The organism is Flavobacterium lipolyticum, assembly GCF_020905335.1.
Lineage (GTDB): Bacteria > Bacteroidota > Bacteroidia > Flavobacteriales > Flavobacteriaceae > Flavobacterium > Flavobacterium lipolyticum.
Genome location: NZ_JAJJMN010000001.1, coordinates 650,374 through 669,374, shown reverse-complemented (window position 1 = coordinate 669,374; position 19,001 = coordinate 650,374). Strand labels below are relative to the sequence as shown.

Annotated in this window: 16 protein-coding genes and 1 pseudogene; 8 read left to right on the top strand and 9 right to left on the bottom strand. The window is 34.8% G+C overall.

Going from position 1 to position 19,001, the window contains the following annotated elements; all coding sequences use genetic code 11:
* Positions 1–21: 21 nt before the first annotated feature.
* The 3 genes from LNQ34_RS02840 to LNQ34_RS02830 all read right to left on the bottom strand — a co-directional run bounded on the left by LNQ34_RS02840 (position 22) and on the right by LNQ34_RS02830 (position 4,665).
* The gene (locus tag LNQ34_RS02840) at positions 22–2,259 is read right to left on the bottom strand and encodes a cation:proton antiporter domain-containing protein (RefSeq protein WP_202701128.1); all 2,238 of its coding nucleotides are present in this window, start codon (positions 2,257–2,259) and stop codon (positions 22–24) included.
* Between the two features lie 228 nt (positions 2,260–2,487).
* Complete coding sequence (gene purB, locus LNQ34_RS02835) at positions 2,488–3,834, bottom strand: adenylosuccinate lyase (RefSeq protein ID WP_017495141.1); 1,347 nt, start codon at positions 3,832–3,834, stop codon at positions 2,488–2,490.
* 132 nt (positions 3,835–3,966) lie between these two features.
* Positions 3,967–4,665, bottom strand: a complete 699-nt coding sequence (locus tag LNQ34_RS02830) for an SIR2 family NAD-dependent protein deacylase (RefSeq protein ID WP_229998605.1) — start codon at positions 4,663–4,665, stop codon at positions 3,967–3,969.
* Between the two features lie 175 nt (positions 4,666–4,840).
* Here LNQ34_RS02830 and cysC point away from each other — a divergent pair, with 175 nt between their 5' ends.
* From cysC to LNQ34_RS02790, 8 genes and pseudogenes are all read left to right on the top strand, one after another.
* Positions 4,841–5,374 (top strand): adenylyl-sulfate kinase, encoded by a 534-nt coding sequence (gene cysC / locus LNQ34_RS02825; protein WP_202701132.1) that lies wholly within the window; start codon positions 4,841–4,843, stop codon positions 5,372–5,374.
* A gap of 122 nt (positions 5,375–5,496) precedes the next feature.
* Positions 5,497–6,177: an aspartyl/asparaginyl beta-hydroxylase domain-containing protein gene (locus LNQ34_RS02820; protein ID WP_202701134.1), complete on the top strand. Its 681-nt coding sequence runs from the start codon at positions 5,497–5,499 to the stop codon at positions 6,175–6,177.
* Between the two features lie 13 nt (positions 6,178–6,190).
* Positions 6,191–7,159 carry a sulfotransferase family protein gene (locus tag LNQ34_RS02815; RefSeq protein ID WP_229998604.1) on the top strand — a complete coding sequence of 323 codons (969 nt, stop codon included), beginning with the start codon at positions 6,191–6,193 and terminating at the stop codon, positions 7,157–7,159.
* A gap of 108 nt (positions 7,160–7,267) precedes the next feature.
* Positions 7,268–7,936 carry a TrmH family RNA methyltransferase gene (locus tag LNQ34_RS02810; RefSeq protein WP_202701138.1) on the top strand — a complete coding sequence of 223 codons (669 nt, stop codon included), beginning with the start codon at positions 7,268–7,270 and terminating at the stop codon, positions 7,934–7,936.
* A 1,093-nt stretch (positions 7,937–9,029) separates the two neighbouring features.
* The gene (locus tag LNQ34_RS02805; protein WP_229998603.1) at positions 9,030–9,911 is read left to right on the top strand and encodes a hypothetical protein; all 882 of its coding nucleotides are present in this window, start codon (positions 9,030–9,032) and stop codon (positions 9,909–9,911) included.
* Positions 9,912–10,074: 163 nt separating this feature from the next.
* On the top strand, positions 10,075–10,623 hold the full coding sequence (locus LNQ34_RS02800; RefSeq protein ID WP_229998602.1) for a hypothetical protein: 549 nt from the start codon (positions 10,075–10,077) through the stop codon (positions 10,621–10,623).
* Between the two features lie 49 nt (positions 10,624–10,672).
* Complete coding sequence (locus LNQ34_RS02795) at positions 10,673–10,942, top strand: hypothetical protein (RefSeq protein ID WP_229998601.1); 270 nt, start codon at positions 10,673–10,675, stop codon at positions 10,940–10,942.
* Positions 10,943–11,088: 146 nt separating this feature from the next.
* A pseudogene (locus tag LNQ34_RS02790) lies at positions 11,089–11,605 on the top strand (TrmH family RNA methyltransferase); the annotation flags it as partial.
* Positions 11,606–12,755: 1,150 nt separating this feature from the next.
* On the opposite strand, the gene LNQ34_RS02785 reads toward LNQ34_RS02790, so the two are convergent.
* The 6 genes from LNQ34_RS02785 to LNQ34_RS02760 form a co-directional block, all read right to left on the bottom strand.
* Entirely contained in the window at positions 12,756–13,643 is an 888-nt protein-coding gene (locus tag LNQ34_RS02785) for a YARHG domain-containing protein (protein ID WP_229998600.1), read from the bottom strand.
* Positions 13,640–14,275, bottom strand: coding sequence for a DUF2306 domain-containing protein (locus tag LNQ34_RS02780; RefSeq protein ID WP_229998599.1), 636 nt, complete (start codon positions 14,273–14,275; stop codon positions 13,640–13,642). The genes LNQ34_RS02785 and LNQ34_RS02780 overlap by 4 nt, the downstream gene beginning before the upstream one ends.
* Positions 14,276–14,863: 588 nt before the next feature.
* Positions 14,864–15,823 carry a transporter family protein gene (locus LNQ34_RS02775; RefSeq protein ID WP_229998598.1) on the bottom strand — a complete coding sequence of 320 codons (960 nt, stop codon included), beginning with the start codon at positions 15,821–15,823 and terminating at the stop codon, positions 14,864–14,866.
* 166 nt (positions 15,824–15,989) lie between these two features.
* Entirely contained in the window at positions 15,990–17,051 is a 1,062-nt protein-coding gene (locus LNQ34_RS02770) for a cytochrome-c peroxidase (protein ID WP_229998597.1), read from the bottom strand.
* 3 nt (positions 17,052–17,054) lie between these two features.
* Positions 17,055–17,837 (bottom strand): MbnP family protein, encoded by a 783-nt coding sequence (locus tag LNQ34_RS02765; RefSeq protein ID WP_202701150.1) that lies wholly within the window; start codon positions 17,835–17,837, stop codon positions 17,055–17,057.
* Between the two features lie 28 nt (positions 17,838–17,865).
* Complete coding sequence (locus LNQ34_RS02760) at positions 17,866–18,906, bottom strand: cytochrome-c peroxidase (protein WP_202701152.1); 1,041 nt, start codon at positions 18,904–18,906, stop codon at positions 17,866–17,868.
* Positions 18,907–19,001: the final 95 nt, after the last annotated feature.

The following is a 19,001-nucleotide window of genomic DNA, read 5'->3' as shown; positions in this document are numbered from 1 at the left end:
GGACCTTAGTATCTCAGCGCCTTAGTGACTTTTGACCAATTCGGCCATTTTCTTTTTATCTCCTACAACCCAAAGAATATCATTTTTTTCTAAAATTAAGCTTGATTCCGGATTCAGAATCCTATTTCCATTTCGCTCAATTCCAACCACCATACCATTGGTTTTTGTACGGAATTGACCAATGCTTTTTTGTACAAAATCTTCGGGAGAAACTTCAAATTGACGTAAAACAATATCTGTTTCTTCTACTTTTGCCGGAGCCTCAATTTCATTTTGATTGAGGTATTTATTGAATTCAGTAACCTGAGCATCGGTACCGATAACACAAATTTCATCACCGGGAAACAGACGTTCGTTTTTAGTTGGAATTGGAATTGTAATATCTCCTCGTTTGATGTAAGCAATATTGATTCCCATCGATTCACGAATACGCAGTTCTTCTAGAGTTTTACCCACTAAATTGGATTCTGTCCCAATATCAAAAAAAGACATGTGACCGTCCCATGGCATTAAATTAGCGTAACGTCTGTCGATTTTTTTGTTTTCGCGATCATTTAAATTTTTAAGAAAATGGCTTTCAATTTTATGGTATTGTTCGTTTAATTTTTTAGGGAATATTTGATAGACCACAATAGCAACAACCAAAGCAATAAAGGCAACTAAAGGAGAGAAGAAAATGTTTAGTAAAAATCCGATTAAGAACAATCCGAGACTCATTCTAATGAGAATCAGCATCAATATTGCACCACGGTATTTACGTTCTTCCCATAAAGAATCGACTTCTTCTACTGCCACTCTTCGAAGGGAGAGTGCCCATAAGAATGGCGCAATAATTACCAGGGTGATAAGAGCTGCCAATGTATTTCCGAATCTTGTTTCAGCAACTAAAGGCGCAACAAATTTTACCGATAATAAAATAATTGCTGTAATAATAATAGTATGCAGAACGATTTGAATGATATAGGCATTAAGCACTTTTTGCCAAACACTGACTGATTTTATCGCCTGTGCATTGACACTGTAACGATTAATGTTTTTAACCCATCTTTTGGGAAGTTTTCGTTCCAGAAAATCAGAAAATGGCACGGCATATTTGACCATAAACGGCGTTGTAAAAGTAGTGATGGCCGAAACGGCAACAACTACCGGATATAAAAAGGAGCTGGTTACATTTAGTGTCATTCCCAATGTAGCAATGATAAACGAAAACTCCCCGATTTGAGATAAACTCATCCCTGTTTGTACAGATTGTTTTAAAGGTTGTCCGGCCAGTAATGCACCAATAGTCGAACTGACAGACTGACCTATGATGGTTACCAAAGTTAAAATAGCGACAGGCAGTGCATGCGTGTATAGCATTTTAGGGTCGATAAGCATTCCAACTGATACAAAGAAAATAGCTCCAAATAGATCTTTTATAGGTTTTATAAGATGTTCGATGTGCTCTGCCTGAGTCGTTTCGGCAATGATAGATCCCATGATAAAAGCGCCCAAAGCAGGTGAGAAACCAACATTTGCGGCAAAACTTACCATAGTTAAACAAAGGGCAAGCGAAATAATCAGCAACATTTCGTCTGTTAGTAAATGTTTGGCTTTTTTAAGTAAGGTTGGGATAAAAAAGATTCCGCCCAGAAACCATACGGTCAGGAAGAAAATCAGTTTTAGCACAGACATCATCAGTTCACTTCCTGAAAATTGCTGACTTACAGCAATGGTTGAAAGTAACACCATCATCAAAATAGCAACAAGATCCTGCACAATTAAAGACCCAATTACAATTCCGGCAAATTTTTGAGCTTTTACGCCTAGTTCATCAAAGGTTTTCAGGATAATAGTTGTCGAAGAAATAGAAAGTATAACACCTAAGAAGATACTGTCCATTTGTTCCCAGCCCATCCAGCGCCCGACCATATAACCCATGACGACCATCGTTACAATTTGAGTAATAGCTGTTATGGAAGCGGTTCCTCCAACTTTCATTAGCTTTTTAAAACTAAATTCAAGACCTAAACTAAATAGTAAAACGATTACACCAATTTCTGCCCAAACTTCAACACTTTTCATTTCAGTAATGGTAGGAAAGAAATCAAAATGATTTCCGGCCAAAAAACCCGCTATTAGATAACCTAAAACCAGAGGTTGTTTGATTAATCTAAATAACAGAACGGCAATTCCTGCAGTCAGCAGGATGAGACCTAAGTCGCTAATTAGAGGTTGTAAGTGGTGGGTAGATGCGGTGGCGGCGTTTAATGCGATCATAGAGTAGTGTTTTTTGTTAAGAAAATCATCCGGCTTTTTGTTTCAGTGTTTTGCTAAAAAAGATACGGCGTTTGGAAATAACAGTTTTTCATGGCAAATAAATTCACTGAACTCCTTTGAAAAACAAAAGTGGAGTGAATCAACAGGACTAATTTTTTAATACAATTTGTAAATAAAAAAAGCTATCGATAAAGATAGCTTTTTTTGAGAAAATATTTTAGGTTTTCTTTAAATTCCCACATAATTACTAGGGGTAATGGCTAATAATTCGGCTCTGACAGCATCAGAAACTTCTAAAGTAGCAATAAAATTATGAATGGCATTTTTGTCAATTGCTTCATTTGTTCTGGTTAAACCTTTCAAGGCTTCATACGGATTTGGATAAGCCTCACGACGAAGGATTGTTTGAATTGCTTCGGCTACAACAGCCCAGTTTTTCTCTAAATCTTCAGCAAATTTAGCTTCATTCAGCAATAATTTGTTTAAACCTTTTAAAGAAGCCTCAAAAGCAATAATGGTATGTCCCATTGGAACTCCGATATTACGTAAAACGGTGCTGTCTGTTAAATCACGCTGCAATCTCGAAACCGGTAATTTTGCGGCTAAATGCTCAAAAATAGCATTCGCAATTCCTAAGTTTCCTTCTGAATTTTCGAAATCAATAGGGTTTACTTTATGTGGCATAGCAGAGGAGCCAATTTCTCCCGCTTTGATTTTTTGTTTGAAATAATCCATCGAAACATACGTCCAGATATCACGATCTAAATCGATGATGATCGTATTGATTCTTTTTAAAGCATCGAAGAATGCAGCAAAATGGTCATAATGTTCGATTTGAGTGGTAGGGAAGGAATGGTGTAAGCCAAGATCCGTTTCTACAAATTTATTACCAAACTGTTTCCAGTCGATCTGTGGGTAAGCTACGTGATGTGCATTGTAATTTCCGGTTGCACCACCAAATTTAGCAGCAAACGGAATATTAAATAACAAACGCATTTGTTCTTCTAAACGCTCTACAAAAACTAAAATTTCTTTTCCTAAACGAGTAGGAGAAGCAGGCTGTCCGTGTGTGCGTGCCAACATTGGAATAGCTGCCCATTCTACGCTTAGTTCTTTTAATTTAGAAATTAAAGCAATTAACGAAGGCATATAAACCTGCTCAAACGCTTCTTTTGTTGAAAGTGGAATCGCAGTGTTGTTGATATCCTGAGAAGTTAATCCGAAGTGAATGAATTCTTTGTATTGAGATAAACCCAGTTTTTCGAAAGCATCTTTGATAAAGTATTCTACGGCTTTTACATCGTGATTGGTTACTTTTTCGGTTTCTTTAATCCAAAGAGCATCTTCAGTAGAGAAATTTTTATAGATGTTTCTTAAACTTTCAAACAGATCAGGATTTACGTCCGAAAGCTGTGGCAAAGGTACTTCGCACAAAGCGATGAAATATTCAATTTCAACCAGTACCCGGTATTTGATTAAAGCTTCCTCAGAGAAAAATGGTGCTAATGAAAGGGTTTTATTTCTATATCTTCCGTCAATTGGAGATATAGCATTCAATTCGTTTAAAGTAGTCATTGTTATGTTGTTTGTTCGAAAGGCACAAATATAAACAGAATTTGTGGATAAAAAAGGATAGTTCTTAGTGATTAGTGATTAGTCCTTAGATGTTTGTTTTATTCTCGAGGCTAAGGACTAATCACTAAGGACTTAAAAACTAAAACCAGATTTTAAACGATCTCTTAAAGTGGCTACACCTTTTGAGGCGACTTCGGCAATTACGTCTACTTTATTACGAAGGTTTGGGATGCTGATTGGATTTGGATCAATATAGAAAACAGGTGTGACAGAGGGCGTATATGAAATTAATCCTGCCGCCGGATATACTTGTAGCGATGTTCCAATAACGGCAAAATAATCAGCTGTTTCGGTAATGTTGATGGCTTCTTCAAGAGCAGGAACGTCTTCGCCAAACCATACAATATGAGGGCGAAGCTGATGTCCGTTTGGGTCCAGATCACCAGTATAGAGGTCTTCTGTCCAGTCTAAAATTAAGTTGCGATTTTGAGTGCTTCGTACCTTTAGTAATTCTCCATGTAAATGCAGGACTTTGGTGCTTCCGGCACGCTCATGCAGATTGTCTACATTTTGGGTGATGATGTGCACATCAAAATCATGCTCTAGTTCGGCTAGAATGTTATGTCCTGAATTGGGTTCTACTTCCTTAAGCTGCTGGCGTCTTTTGTTGTAAAAGTCCAGAACCAATTCCTGATTTTTTCTCCAGCCTTCAGGAGTGGCAACTTCCATCACATCATGACCTTCCCATAAACCATCACTGTCGCGAAAAGTTTTGATCCCGCTTTCAGCACTAATTCCGGCTCCGGTTAAAACCACTAATTTCTTTTTCATTGTAGTGTAATTAAAGGATAAAAATAGTGATTTCTCCATTTAGTTTCAGAATAGCAGTATTACCATTACATTTTTTTTAATAGTTTAGATAACCGATAAAAGCGTATTTATACTTATTGTTTCGGTCTTACAAATTATCTAGTTTTAGTGAGCAATAAAAGAAAAGAAATTTTAAATGATTTTAATACAATTTACAGGATTATCGGGTTCGGGTAAAACAACATTAGCTGAAAATGTTCGACAGCTTTTAATAGAAAAAAAGTATAAAGTCGAGATAATTGATGGCGATGTATATCGGAAAACCATCTGTAAAGACCTGGGATTTTCTAAAGAAGACCGCTGCGAAAATGTCAGACGTCTTTTTAATGTTGGACGAAATTTTGTTGTATCGGACACGATCGTTTTGATGTCAGTTATAAATCCATATGAAAACCTGAGAAACGAATTGCGCAATCATGAATTTGTCAGAACTGTATATTTAGATTGTTCGATCGATAATTTAATCGAAAGAGATCCTAAGGGGTTGTATAAAAAAGCATTATTATCGGATAATGATCCTGATAAAATAAAGAATTTTACCGGTATAAGCGATATTTTTGAAACTCCGTTACAACCAGATTTAGTGCTGAAAACTGATGTAGAAAGCGTTCCGGTTTCGACTCATAAACTGTATCATTTTATTTTAAACAGTTTACCTGATTTGGCTTGATCTTTAAAATCAGGTTCCCAAATACTATTTATTTTACTTATTTCTTTGATGATAAAGCGTTTGTAATTTTTTTATATTTACAAACCCCAAAGCATACCGTCTAATTTAATTTTTTAATGCTTATGAACCCTTCTTCCAGTAAACTTCCTGTTTCTTTTTTAGCAGATAAATTGCAAAAAGAACTGGCAATATGCGAAAATGATCTCTGGACGCCCCATTTTAATACTGGCGACTATAGCGGCAATTGGACAAGTGTATCCTTAAGGTCACAGTCCGGTTTAGTAAACGATATTACCTCTTTTGCTAATCAAGAGTATAAAAACACAGCATTACTGGAGAAATGTCCTTATTTTAAGGAGATCATGGATTGGTTTCAGTGCGAGAAGGAAGCTGTGCGTTTGCTCAGGTTAGGACCGCAAAGCGAAATAAAAGAACATACGGATAACGATACCTCTTATGAAGATGGGTTTTTTAGAATTCACGTTCCGATCATAACCAATTCTGATGTACTTTTTTATGTGGATAAAAAACTGGTTCCCATGAAAATAGGGGAGTGCTGGTACGCAAATTTTCAGCTTCCCCATAGTGTAGAGAATAAAAGTGCTGAGGCACGTATTCATCTTACGTTGGATTGTGTCCGAAATGACTGGTCCGATCAATTGTTTGCTGAAATGGGCTTTGATATTCATTATTCCCGAGAAAAAGAGCAATATTCTGATGAGGTAAAACAAATGATTATTGCAGAACTTTCCCGAAACCCGTCGGCAGCTGGAGCTCAGATTATTGCCGATTTGCAATCCTAATAAATACCGAAGAATGGAAAACACAAATCATCCTTTACTAAATTGGATTCCCTATAAATTAATCGAAAAAGAAAATGAAGTTTATCTGGAATGGCTGTACCTGGCTGATAAAAGATATGTCGATCCTTTTTTTGATGAAACCATTTCGAAATGTAAGAGTCATGCCTATAATTCAACATCATTTAAAATTGTTAGTACGGTAGAAAATTTAGTAGACTGGTCAAACGAATTGGTTTCGGCAGATTTAAAATCACTCGTATTTCATGTTTCCCGATGTGGTTCTACAATGCTGAGTCAATCGCTGGCAACTTCGAAGGAGAATATTATGATTTCGGAAGCACCTCTTATCGATGAAATTTTAAGGAGTCATAATTTTGGAACAGATAAAAAAAGCGTGCTTTTACAATCGGCTTTGAAATTCTTAGGTCAAAAAAGATTTCCGGAACAAAAGAATTTAATTGTAAAATTAGATGCCTGGCATATTTTTAAAGCCGGATATCTGAGGTCAATATTTTCCGGGCTGCCTTTTGCTTTGCTTTTTAGGAATCCGGGTGAAGTCTTAAAATCACATCAAAAAATGATGGGGATGCACATGGTTCCAAATTTATTACCGCCGGAAGTTTTTGGGATTACCGCCAGAGAAATTAGCGAGATCAGTTTCCAGCAATATGGAGCCTTGGTCTTAGGGAAGTATTTTCAGGGTTTTCTGGATTTTTATGAAACAGATCAAAATGTCGTAAAACTCAATTATAACGATGGTATGAGAAGCGTCATCGAAAAGTATATTTCCTTTATTAATATTGATTACAGTACCAATGAACTTGAAAAAATGTATGAAAGACTCAACAGACACTCTAAAAATGGAAATGCCACTTTTGAAGGCGATTCGTTTAAAGAGGAAGCCTTAGAAATCGATTTGACATTGGTAAACAATTTGCATGAAAAACTGGGGAATATTTTTGTAGAAGATGCGTCACATTGAAAAAAGATCTCAGTTTTTCTTTTTGTTTTATCTGAAGGTGTTTTTTCTTACAAAAAAATAAATCTCTTTAATAAATAAAGTGTATTTTTGTGGCAAATTAAGATGGAAATGATTGATTTAGATTACCTCGCTTTTCTTGAAAATATATTAACAGACAACCGCAAAGAACGATTTTTGGATGTTCTGGCCAATCGCACCAAACATTTTACAGTTGCTGTAGAAGATGTTTTTCAGATGCACAATACTAGTGCTGTGATGCGCAGTTGTGAGGTTTTCGGAATTCAGGAACTGAATATTATTGAGCAGCGTTTCGGAAAAAGAATCGATAAAGAAATCGCTCTGGGTGCACAAAAATGGGTTGACATCAATCGTTTTGATACCGTAGAGGGCTGTATGACTTCTTTGCGAAACCAAGGATATCAAATTATTGCGACAACTCCGCATGAAAACGATTGTTTAATTCAGGATTTCGATATCACAAAACCAAGTGCCTTATTTTTTGGAACAGAAAAAGACGGATTATCTCCTGAAATTATGGAAAAAGCGGATGGTTTTCTTAAAATTCCGATGGTAGGTTTTACAGAAAGTTTAAACATTTCCGTTTCGGCAGCCATTATCATTCAAAACCTGACCAACCGATTGCGAAATTCAGATATCAAATGGCAATTGTCAGACGAAGAAATTCTAGAAAAACGATTGATTTGGGCGAAAAATTCGATTAAAGATATTAGGCGTATTGAAGCACGATATTATTCTGAGAAAGAAACATCAGATTAGTATTTTTGGAGATCTTCGCAATGTAAACGAAATACTCCGATTGTATTGAATAATGATAATGAAATGATTTAAATTTTTTTTCAATAAAAAAGAGTTGTCGAAATTCGTGTTGCAAAACAGAATCATTTTAATGCCACTCCTTCTGTAAATGGTACCGGACAACGATAGGATAAAAATAGAGGTTATCTTTAAACTGGAATGCTTTGTCTTTTAGCTAATGACAACATTATTAATTCTTAGCTTTGGATTTGCAAGATTTTTAATAATGGTAAATACGGTCTGATAATTTAAAATTGTCTTACCAAACAAATCCTCAAACTGTCTGTAATTTTCATTGAACATTTGTTCCTAATTTAGGATAGAATACGGGGCACTATTTCTACTCGATGACTCCCTCCGGAAGGAACTCTCTGTTTCCTAATAACAGATGCTCTGCTGTTTCTAACTCTATTGTATTTTTATTCTATAATTATGTACAGATTTTAAGAAAGGATTGATTTTTTGTTTGCCATAACGATTCTAAGCCTTTTTCTGGTGAAAAATGTTCGGAAATTTTTATAATCAAATCATGGATTGTGAGAATTTTAAAAAAGAAATCTCATACCATAAAACTTGTCTAAAGTTTGAAAAGTAGCCTGTTTGTAATGTTTTCAAACATAATTATTCAGACTAAATTTATAAAACTAACAATTGTTTGTTTAATAATCTGTAAGAGCTTCCAAAATAATTTATTAGGCTTATTTTTTTTAAAGAAGAACTATCTGCTTTTATCTTTTTTTTTTCGTGTTAAACTTTTAAGGATACTGCTTTGTTTATAGGAATATTCTTATTTTTGAATTTGAAATCTTGTAATTCCGTATAACCATGTTAAAAATAAGGGTATATCAGTTGTTTAGTCCCGGAATACCTTTCCGTATTGGGGATATGACTTGACTGTTGGGAAAACAAGTAAATTCAGGGAATATTAATTAATAACGACAGCCAAAGAAATTAATGTACGTGATGAAAGTGATGGTGTCATCGCGTTTGATCAAAAAAACATTCATTTATTTTGAAAGTATGTTGTTTAGTATATTATAAAAATGAAAAAAGAATGGATAATATAGAAAATCTAATTGATAAAGGTGATAATAAGTTAACCTTAAAGGATGTTCGAAACGAACTGAGGATATCTAAAGAGATTGTAATTGAGTCTACAGAAAACCTGACTAATGAAAGTGATAATAAGTTAACCTCAGCAGAGGATGTTCAAAGCGAATTAGGAATATCTAAAGAAGTTATAGCTGAATTGAATAACGATATTAACAATATGATTTCTTTTGCCGTACATAATGGTATAATAGTTGACCCGGAGATTAATAGTCTTGTTCAAAACAGTAATATTGATAGTTTGCTCAAAGCATATAATATATTGTGCAAAAATATTTCTCCCGTTACTCCCAAATCTATATCGTTTTGTAAATTGATGGCTAGTAAGTGGAATAGTAAAAATATATTTACTAAAATGCCTATAACAAAGAATTTATTTATTACTTCCTGTTGTTTTCTTATTGCTTTTATTTGTACAAGTTTATCTTCTGAGGTTAATATGAATTCGTTGGACGAAGGAGTATTGAACAATGAAGGCATATCGGGTTTGTTGAACTTATTATATTTAATTTCTCTTGCAGGTTTAGGGGTTATGTTTTATTTACTGAGAAGTATAAATTATTCTATTAGAAAAGGCACCATTACACCCGAAGATTCCGCCTACTTCCCTATAGTAATTATTTTAGGATTGATTTCAGGCCTTATTATGTCTGAGATTCTTTCATTCCAGTTTTTTGATCATAAAGATTCCGGTCTGTTGTTCAATAAAAGTTTGCTTGCTATTCTCGGAGGGTTTGCATCTGATGTTCTTTTCAGTATTCTGTACAGTTTGATTAACAAAATAAAGAAAACGTTTGAGGTTGTGCCTATAAAGAAAGAATCATGATTTGTGAATCTTCTTTCAGAAATGAAATATCATCCAAATAAACCGGAAGAATATTTTACACATTTAAACTATAGTATCAAAACTCATTGACGGAGTTTACAATGACATAGAAAGTGGGATTTTACTTTGAGAATGTAATAAACTTAATATATAAACTTCTAATATGATGAGATTTTTTAGCCTCTATATTTCCATATTTGGTTTTGGATTGCTTATCTCTTGTAGTGTGCTTCCTGATTCGACGACTATTTTAACACGAGAAGTTATCAAGGAGGGAGTCGGTATGCATGATTTAAATATAGCATTAACCAATCAACTTTTTACAGAACGGAAATTAAGATTGGACTCTTTTATTCAGGAAAATTGCATCCCTGCTATCATAGAAAATTATCAGAAAAGGATTCCCGATTCAGTTAACTATAAAAAGGAATTTCCTAACATTGTAATGGGTATCCTTCCCGTTATTTACCAAAAGAAAGATTCTTTACAAAATGTATTAAATATACAGCAGCAGGAGATTATTGGCCAATTAAACAACAGTTTTGGTAATTATACTGAGGCAACAGCTTCTCTGCAAGATTTAATTGACTCTAATATTCGACTAAAGAATGCTAAAGAAAATGCTTCTAATTCCATTTTCAAACTCATTACTAAAGATAAACTGGATGTGAAAAAAATAGAAGAAAGTATTGAAAAAGTATTGAAAAAATAATTGAATACTGTAGTTGTAAAATATACTTAATATCATAAAAATGGAATTTATGTCAGCAATAGATTGGAATGCACTTGCTGCCAGTGCGGCAGCTCAAACGGATAATGAGTTTAAAAATAGTTTAGCAGCTTTAACCAACTTAAAAGTTACTGAAATAGATTGCTTTATAACTCAAAGTAATATTAGTAATGCTAACATACTAAAGGTTTTGGATGAGATCAATAATGCTACAAAGTCAAATAATGAAAAGAGTAAGGACATTATTGGCATTGAGAATGGTGTTAGTTTCTTGGTTAGTTTGGCTTCTAAAATAGTTTAATCCTACTTGGGTGAGTTTAATCTGTTGAATAGTAAGTTGATAGATTTGAAGAAAACGTTTTTTTTAATAATAAGATTCATCAACAAATTGATGTATTAAGCCTCCCCAGAAGATTGTAGCTATTGTACGTGTTGCAAAATACCTGCACCGCAATACGCAGTTGCAAGGTTTTCGGGATTCAGGAACTTAATATTGAGCAGCGTTTTGGAAAAAGAATCGACAAACAAATCGCTTTAGGTGCACAAAAATAGGTTGACATCAATCGTTTTGATACCGTAGAGGAGGGTATGACTTCTTTGTGAAACCAAGGATATCAAATTATTGAGAACTCCTGATAAAAACGATTGTTTAATTCCGGATTTCGATATCACAAAACCAAGGACCTTATTTTTCGGAACAGAAAAAGACAGATTATCTTCTGAAATTATGGAAAAAGCGGATGGTTTTCTTAAAATTCCGATGGTAGGTTGTACAGAAAGTTCAAACATTTCCGTTTCGGCAGCCATTATCATTCAAAACCTGACCAACCGATTGCGAAATTCAGACATCCAATGGCAATTATCAGACGAAGAAATTCTGGAAAAGCGATTGATTTGGGCAAAAAACTCAGTAAAAGATATTAAACGAATCGAAGCAAGGTACTACGAAGAAAATCCCAGGTAATAAAAATAGCCACAAATTCATGAATTTTAGTAAAAATGTATTCTTGAATTCACAGCAAAAAACCTTTGCAACTCTGAGCCTTTATCGCTTTGAACCTTTTGAAGATTATAGTAGATAGAAAAAAATAGCCACGAATTCACGAATTTTAGTAAAAATGTATTCTTGAATTCACAGCAAAAAACCTTTGCAACTCTGAGCCTTTACCGCTTTGAACCTTTTGAAGATAATAGCAGATAGAAAAAAATAGCCACTAATTCACGAATTTTAATAAAAAAAGCATTCGTCAATTCGCGGCTAAAAACCTTTGCTCCTTTGAATCTTTGCAGCTTTGTACCTCTACAAAATCAGAAAAGATTAAAAAAGAACATTCGTGAATTGCTTCGCCCGTTCGCTATCGCTTGGGTCGTGGAAAAAAAAACTTAGTCCCTCTGTACCTTTGCCACTTTCAACCTTTTGAAGATAATAGCAGGTAGAAAAAAATAACCACGAATTCACGAATTTTAGTAAAAAAAGCATTCGTCAATTCGCGGCTAAAAACCTTTGCTCCTTTGAGCCTTTGCCACTTTGAACCTTTTGAAGATTATAGCAGATAGAAAAAATAGCCACGAATTCACGAATTTTAATAAAAAAAGCATTCGTCAATTCGTGGCTATAAACCTTTGCTCCTTTGAATCTTTGCAGCTTTGTACCTCTACAAAATCAAAAAAGAACATTCGTGAATTGCTTCGCCTGCTCGCTATCGCTTGGGTCGTGGAAAAAAAAACTTTGTCCCTCTGTATCTTTGCCACTTTGAACCTTTTGAAGATAATAGCAGATAGAAAAAAATAGCCACGAATTCACGAATTTTAATAAAAAAAGCATTCGTCAATTCGTGGCTAAAAACCTTTGCTCCTTTGAATCTTTGCAGCTTTGTACTTCTACAAAATCAAAAAAGAACATTCGTGAATTGCTTCGCCTGTTCGCTATCGCTTGGGTCGTGGAAAAAAAACTTTGTCCCTCTGTACCTTTGTAGCTTTGTACCTCTACAAAATCAGAAAAGATCAAAAAAAAAGCATTCGTCAATTCGCGGCTAAAAACCTTTGTTCCTTTGAACCTTTGCCACTTTGGGCCTTTTTTAAAGTGAAATTTTGGGCTAAAAACACCTATAAAACTATCTTCCAAAAGAGTCATAATTGTCTTCGGCATATTTTTCAAAGCGTTTTAACAATACGATGTTTTCTTTTTCAGTAGTGGTTAGTTCGTTGTTTACGTTGTCTGAAACAGGAATATACCATTCTACACTATCAAAAAACTGACGAACTGTTTTGGTTTTAAAAGTCAGTCCGTGTCTTGCGAAAATGGTGTTTCTTAGAATCTCTAAATCAATTTTCTTTAAATTTTTTAAATCTGATTCTTTTAATTTTTGCGTAGACGAGTTTATCGTCATAATGCTTTCCGATGCAGCTCTGAATACCGCTTCTATGTAAGTTTCAGCTTCTTTTCCCTCTTCAACCTCTAAATCTGTTACTTGTTCTTCTCTTGGGTTTTCATAATCAATATACATCCCGTCTTTCGGAAGCATCACATTAGGATCATACTTAAACTCTTTTTTAATAAGTTCAAATTTCCTTTTAGAGACTTCTTTCTTAGGATTATTGGCTACCCAGATTCCAGTTAAAAGAGTGTCATTTTTGATCTCAAAATCAAAAACACCATCATTTTTATCATCACCAGGTTCTTTAAGTATAAAATGAACGGTGCTGCCTTTTGTAGTCATTGTACCGGTAAGGGGCCTGCTATTTCCGGCAACAATACTTTGTCCTGTAACTTTTGAGGATGTGATTCTTTTTATTACAATATTGATTTTGTTGATGTAATTTTCTTTCGCTGGTTTGCTGGTATCGCGTTCCAAAATAGTAAAGTCACCTACGTAAGAACCATACAAATCGGTTCTAATTTCTTTTGGCAGGTCTTTGGTAATGTCTTTTGTCGTTTTTTTCTCTTTAGAATTACAGGAAAAAAGTAATATTGATAGTAGTAGACAAAAAAGTTTTTTCATTTTTTTAATTGGTTATAAAGATAATACTCAACGATTAATAAATTGGGAATCCAGCCTAACCATGCAATAATCTGATACAAATCCATTGGTGCGGGATGAAACAAATATACAAGAATAACCTTCCAAAAACGTAGTGTTACGGCAGAAAAGGTTAGGGCAAAACTTCGTAGCATAAATGCTTTATGTTTCAGAATGTTTTTGTTTTTTATAGCCGTAAAACCTTTAAGAGTGAAGTAAAACCAATAAATTGACAAGGCAACAAAAGAGATCTTGGCGAAAAGTCCACCGTTAGCGAAAAGACCAATAAATAATCCCGACGGAGCACTAAAAAGGAGCACTGTAAAAACATAAAATTTTCCAATATTTCGATGAGTTGCAGGATGTTTTTTTAAGAGAATATCACTGAATTGGAAAAATCCGGCGAGCAAAACAAAAATTGCAGTATATACATGTATGTAAAAGAAAGTAATGTAAAATGGAATTTCGGAAACTTCAGTCTGTTTGATTTGAAGAAAAGCAATGTTTTTTTTCAGTGGAACATATTGTAACGTGAGCTGTAACATTAAAACATAGAAGTAACTAAAAAGGAAAGTCCCAATTAATTGCAATGAAAATCGAATATTCTTTTTCAATTTTTTTTTGTAAAGGATTTATTAGTTTTCAAATATAAAAAATCCCTAATTGTAAAAGCGGTTGACGTTAGCTATTTTCAAAATTTCCCAAAAAAATAGTTCCGAATTCACGAATTTTAGTAAAAAATGCATTCTTGAATTCACAGTAAAAAACCTTTGCGTCTCTGAACCTTTGCAGCTTTGAACCTTTTGAAGATAATAGCAGATTGAAAAAAATAGTCCCGTATTCACGAATTTTTAAAAGCATTCGTGAATACGTGGCTAAAAACCTTTGCAGCTTTGAACCTTTTGAAGATAATAGCTGATAGAAAAAATAGTCCCGTATTCACGAATTTTAGTAAAAAATGCATTCTTGAATTCACAGTAAAAAACCTTTGCGTCTCTGAACCTTTGCAGTTTTGAACCTTTTGAAGATAATAGCTGATAGAAAAAATAGCCACAAATTCACGAATTTTTAAAAGTATTCGTGAATTGCTTCGCCTGTTCGCTATCGCTTGGGTCGTGGCTAAAAAACTTTGCTCCTTTGAACCTTTGTGCCTTTGTACCTGTGAGCCTTTGCTGCTTAGAATCTTAGAGACTTAGAACCTCTTACAAAGTATAATTCAAATTAATACTCCATCTGTAATTGGCTTCCATGTTTCCATTTGAAAGGTTCTGAGCAATTGGCAGCATTGCATTTACACCAATCGAGAATTTATCTTTTCCGGCTTCAAGACCAAATTTCCCAAACAAAATATCGCCGGCTGTATTGGGTAAATTCAGATTATGCTGTTTATTGGTTTGATAAAGTTCACCTGCCAATCCGGCTTGCGGAACAATTTGAATTGATTTTGTATTAAATAAATAAAAGAAAGTGGCAGCATAATTAAACTGATCACCGTACTGATAATTTTTGCTGTTTTGGGTTTTAAAAATATAATTCAGAGTAGTATTTAGTCCCAGATTTTTGCGTTTTACCACATACTCAGTGGCCAACGGAAAGTCCCAGCTTCCGGTCCCCAATTGAAAACTTTGGTTGATACTTCCTATATTATTGGCTTCCGTAAATTTTCCGGTTGGAATTTTAACACCACCGCCGAGGCTTACTTTATGTGTAAAAATGGTGCTGTCTTTTTGAGTTTCAAAAACAGTGTACAAAGCCATTACCGTAATATCGCCCAAACCGGCAATATTTTCGGTTCCTGCAGTTAATTGTCTTTCATGAAAATGATACGGAATCAATGCTGAAATTTGTACTTTTTCTGTAACTGGTATACGTGCCCATGCCTGAACAGTATTGAAATTTTCGTCAATCCACGGAGAGTTTGCAAAGATTCCGTCGCGGCTGGTATAACTTTGTTTGAAATATCTCAGACCTACAAAATTGTTGTTCAGCATAGAGCTAAATCCCATACTCCCTCCACTTGCCGAACAACCACAGGCGTCACAATCGAAATCCTCCATCAAAGCCATACGCTGAAAAGTGAAGGCGGAAATACTATCTTTCGAAGTAAAACTAAAGGCTGATGAACCAGTCAAAAGGGCGAACATTACTATTATTTTTTTCATCTTAATTATTTTTAGAAGCTAATCCCGCTTTCGGCTTTATCTTTTTGGGTGAAGAAAAATCACCCAAAAAGGATACCGCCTCTATCGGGGCTAGGACTTCGGTTTTCATTATGTTTTTTATTACAGCTTATATATTTCTACAGTACAATAATCTGCGGCCGTATTTTTAAAATTCTGCAAAACGTTTATCAGTTAAAAATGCTGTATCCGTTAACGTTTTTAGGAAAGCTATGATTTGTTTTTTATCCGTTTCGGAAAGTGTGATTCCAAACTTTCCGTTTTGTTTTAGGATTACATCTAAACTAGGGGAATCTTTAACTCCTTCAGAATAATGATTAAGTACTTCATCTAAAGTTGCAAATCTTCCATCATGCATGTATGGACCCGTCTTTTCAACATTGCGTAAAGTAGGCGTTTTGAACTTGCCCAAATCATCCGCTAAATTTGTAACCCTGGCTCTCCCTTTTTTGATCATAAGCTCAGTGTCATCAGTAAAATTGCTGTCAATCCCGTTGTTGTGATACAAATTGTCAGTTAATAAAGGAGTCTTATGACAAGAGAAGCAAAATTGTTCCGCAAGTTGGAGCCCTTTTAATTCATTTTCATCTAAATGGCCCCCGGTTTCTCCACGGACATATTTGTCATATCTTGAGTTTCCAGAAATCATAGTTCGCTCAAATTGCGCTATTGCCTTTACAATATCAGCTTGATTAATCGCTTTTCCAAATGCTTTTTGAAACATTGCAGGGTAATGAGCATCCTCATTTAATTCCTCTATTAACTCTCCTAAATTCTGATGCATTTCATCTTCGTGAGCTAGTGGTGCAAAAGCTTGAGATTCTAAATTCGTAGAACCTCCATCCCAAAATAGCCCGTTAGTAGTCCAGGCTAAATTCATTAATGCAGGGGAGTTTCGCTCTAATTTTTTTCCGGAAATACCATTATTAGTTAAGGCAAAACCATCAGAAAAGGCTAAATTTTGTTGATGACAAGTTGCACATGAAATCTGATTGTTTCCAGAAAGTCTTTTATCAAAGAACAATTTTTTTCCTAATGCAATTCCGTCTGCACTGAGAGGATTTGTTTTAGAATCAATAAATTCAGGGAAATTAGCAGGAATCGTAACCAATGGTTGTAGTTCCTGATAAGAATCATCAAGATCATTACAGGAAAGGCTTAGAAAAACCAATCCCATAATGCTCCCAATTTTAATGCTTTTGTTTGTCATTAATTATTCGATGCTTTTAAATGTAAAAACATTGTTTTTGTAATTATCGGCTGCTTTAGCCATTAATTCAGGCTTATTGGCAGACACTTTTGGATTGGTAACTAAATCAATGTCCTTAACAATTTTCTCAACATCAACATTTAAGTTCAATTTAGCTGTTTTGCTTGCGCTTACTACTAAAGCAGTTGGTAAAGTAATTTCTACTGTTTTGTAATTTGTATTCAGGCCTGTTTCTACAGAAATGGCTACGGGTGTAGTTGGTGTTACATTTTTACCAATCAAACTAGAGAAAATATAACTTGTATGCCACATCCATGAAACATTCGTCATTCCGTTAAGTTGAGATAATTCACCATTCTGAATACTCATATTATCATTATGAGTTGCGTCAACACCAACAGAGAAAATAAGTTTTGTATAGGAACCCGACGGTACATTTGCTAAGTCTATCGTTTCTCTTTTGGCCGCTGCATATTTGTATTTTTCCTGAATTAAAATTTCATTTGTTTCTTCCATCAAAAAGAAAGAATTTGCTAACGAATAGGTTTTGTTTTGATCGCTTACCAATTTCATATCACTTACCCAATAACGTAAACGTTCAAATTTGTAAGATTGTCCGGCAATGGTAAATGGTGTGTTTAGGGCAAAATCTGTGGTTCCTATTTTTGAATCAAAAGTGATTTGTGTATTTCCACTAACATCAGGTGCCTGTGCATCGTCACTAGAGCATGCGCTAAGAGCTATTAAAGAAATAAGAATTAAGGTTATGTTTTTAAGTTTTGTCATTTTATAAGTTTTTATAATAAATTGTTTTTTAAAATTCCGAAAAACGTTTGTCAGTTAAATAGCTTGTATCGGTTAATGTTTTCAGGAAGGCTATGATTTGCTTTTTATCGGTTTCGGAAAGTGTGATTCCAAATTTTCCGTTTTGTTTTAATATCGGATCCAGAGTTGGTGAGGATTCTATTCCTCTTGCATAGTGATCCAGAACACCTTCCAGAGTTCCGAATCGCCCGTCGTGCATATAAGGTCCGGAGACTTCTACATTCCGTAAACTGGGCACTTTAAATTTGTAGTAATCGCTCGCCAGTTCGGTGACTTTGTATCTTCCGACATCATTCACCATTGGGTTCACAGCCAGACCATTGTTTCGAAACGAATTGTCGGTTTGTAAATCAGTAGCATGGCAGGAAGCACATTTTGATTGGAACAAATCATATCCTGCCAATTCGTCTGCAGTTAAAGTTCCGCCGGCCTCCTTACGTCTGTATTTGTCAAATTTTGAATTAGAAGAAGTAACCATAACCATAAACTGCGAAAGCGCTTTCAGCATGTTTTCGGTTGAGATTTCTTTGTCAGTAAAAGCCTGTCCAAATAATTTTTGGTATTCTTTGTCGGCTTTCATCATTTTTAGAATAGCATTCAGATTCCCATTCATTTCTATAATACTCGTCAACGGAATTATAGGCTGCAGGTCTAAATGATCCGCAGAACCATCGTACATAAACACAGACTGGTAAGCCAGATTTTGAATTGGTGGTGTATTTCGTGTTCCCTGAGCATCGTTTACACCATGACTAACCGTGTGTCCGTGATGAGTGAAGGCATTAGCCTGTATGTGACAAAAGCCACAGGAAACAACTCCGTCTGACGCTAAACGTCCGTCATAGAATAGTTTTTTGCCCAGTTCAAATCCTTTTACTGTTGGAGGATTCTGAGCAATATTGTACGCTAAAGCGGGGAAATTAGAAGGGACTTTAAATTCTAAAGGAATATTTACATATTCTTCCTCTTCATTCGAACAGCTCCATATTAGTGGAATCAATAGCCAAAGAAAGTATTTTATTTTCAGCATGATATTTTGGGTGTAAAAAGAGTAAAGAGCATTTTTTATTACTACCTGCGTGAGTTAGCACAAAGTAGAACAAACTAAAAATTACCGGGATTACT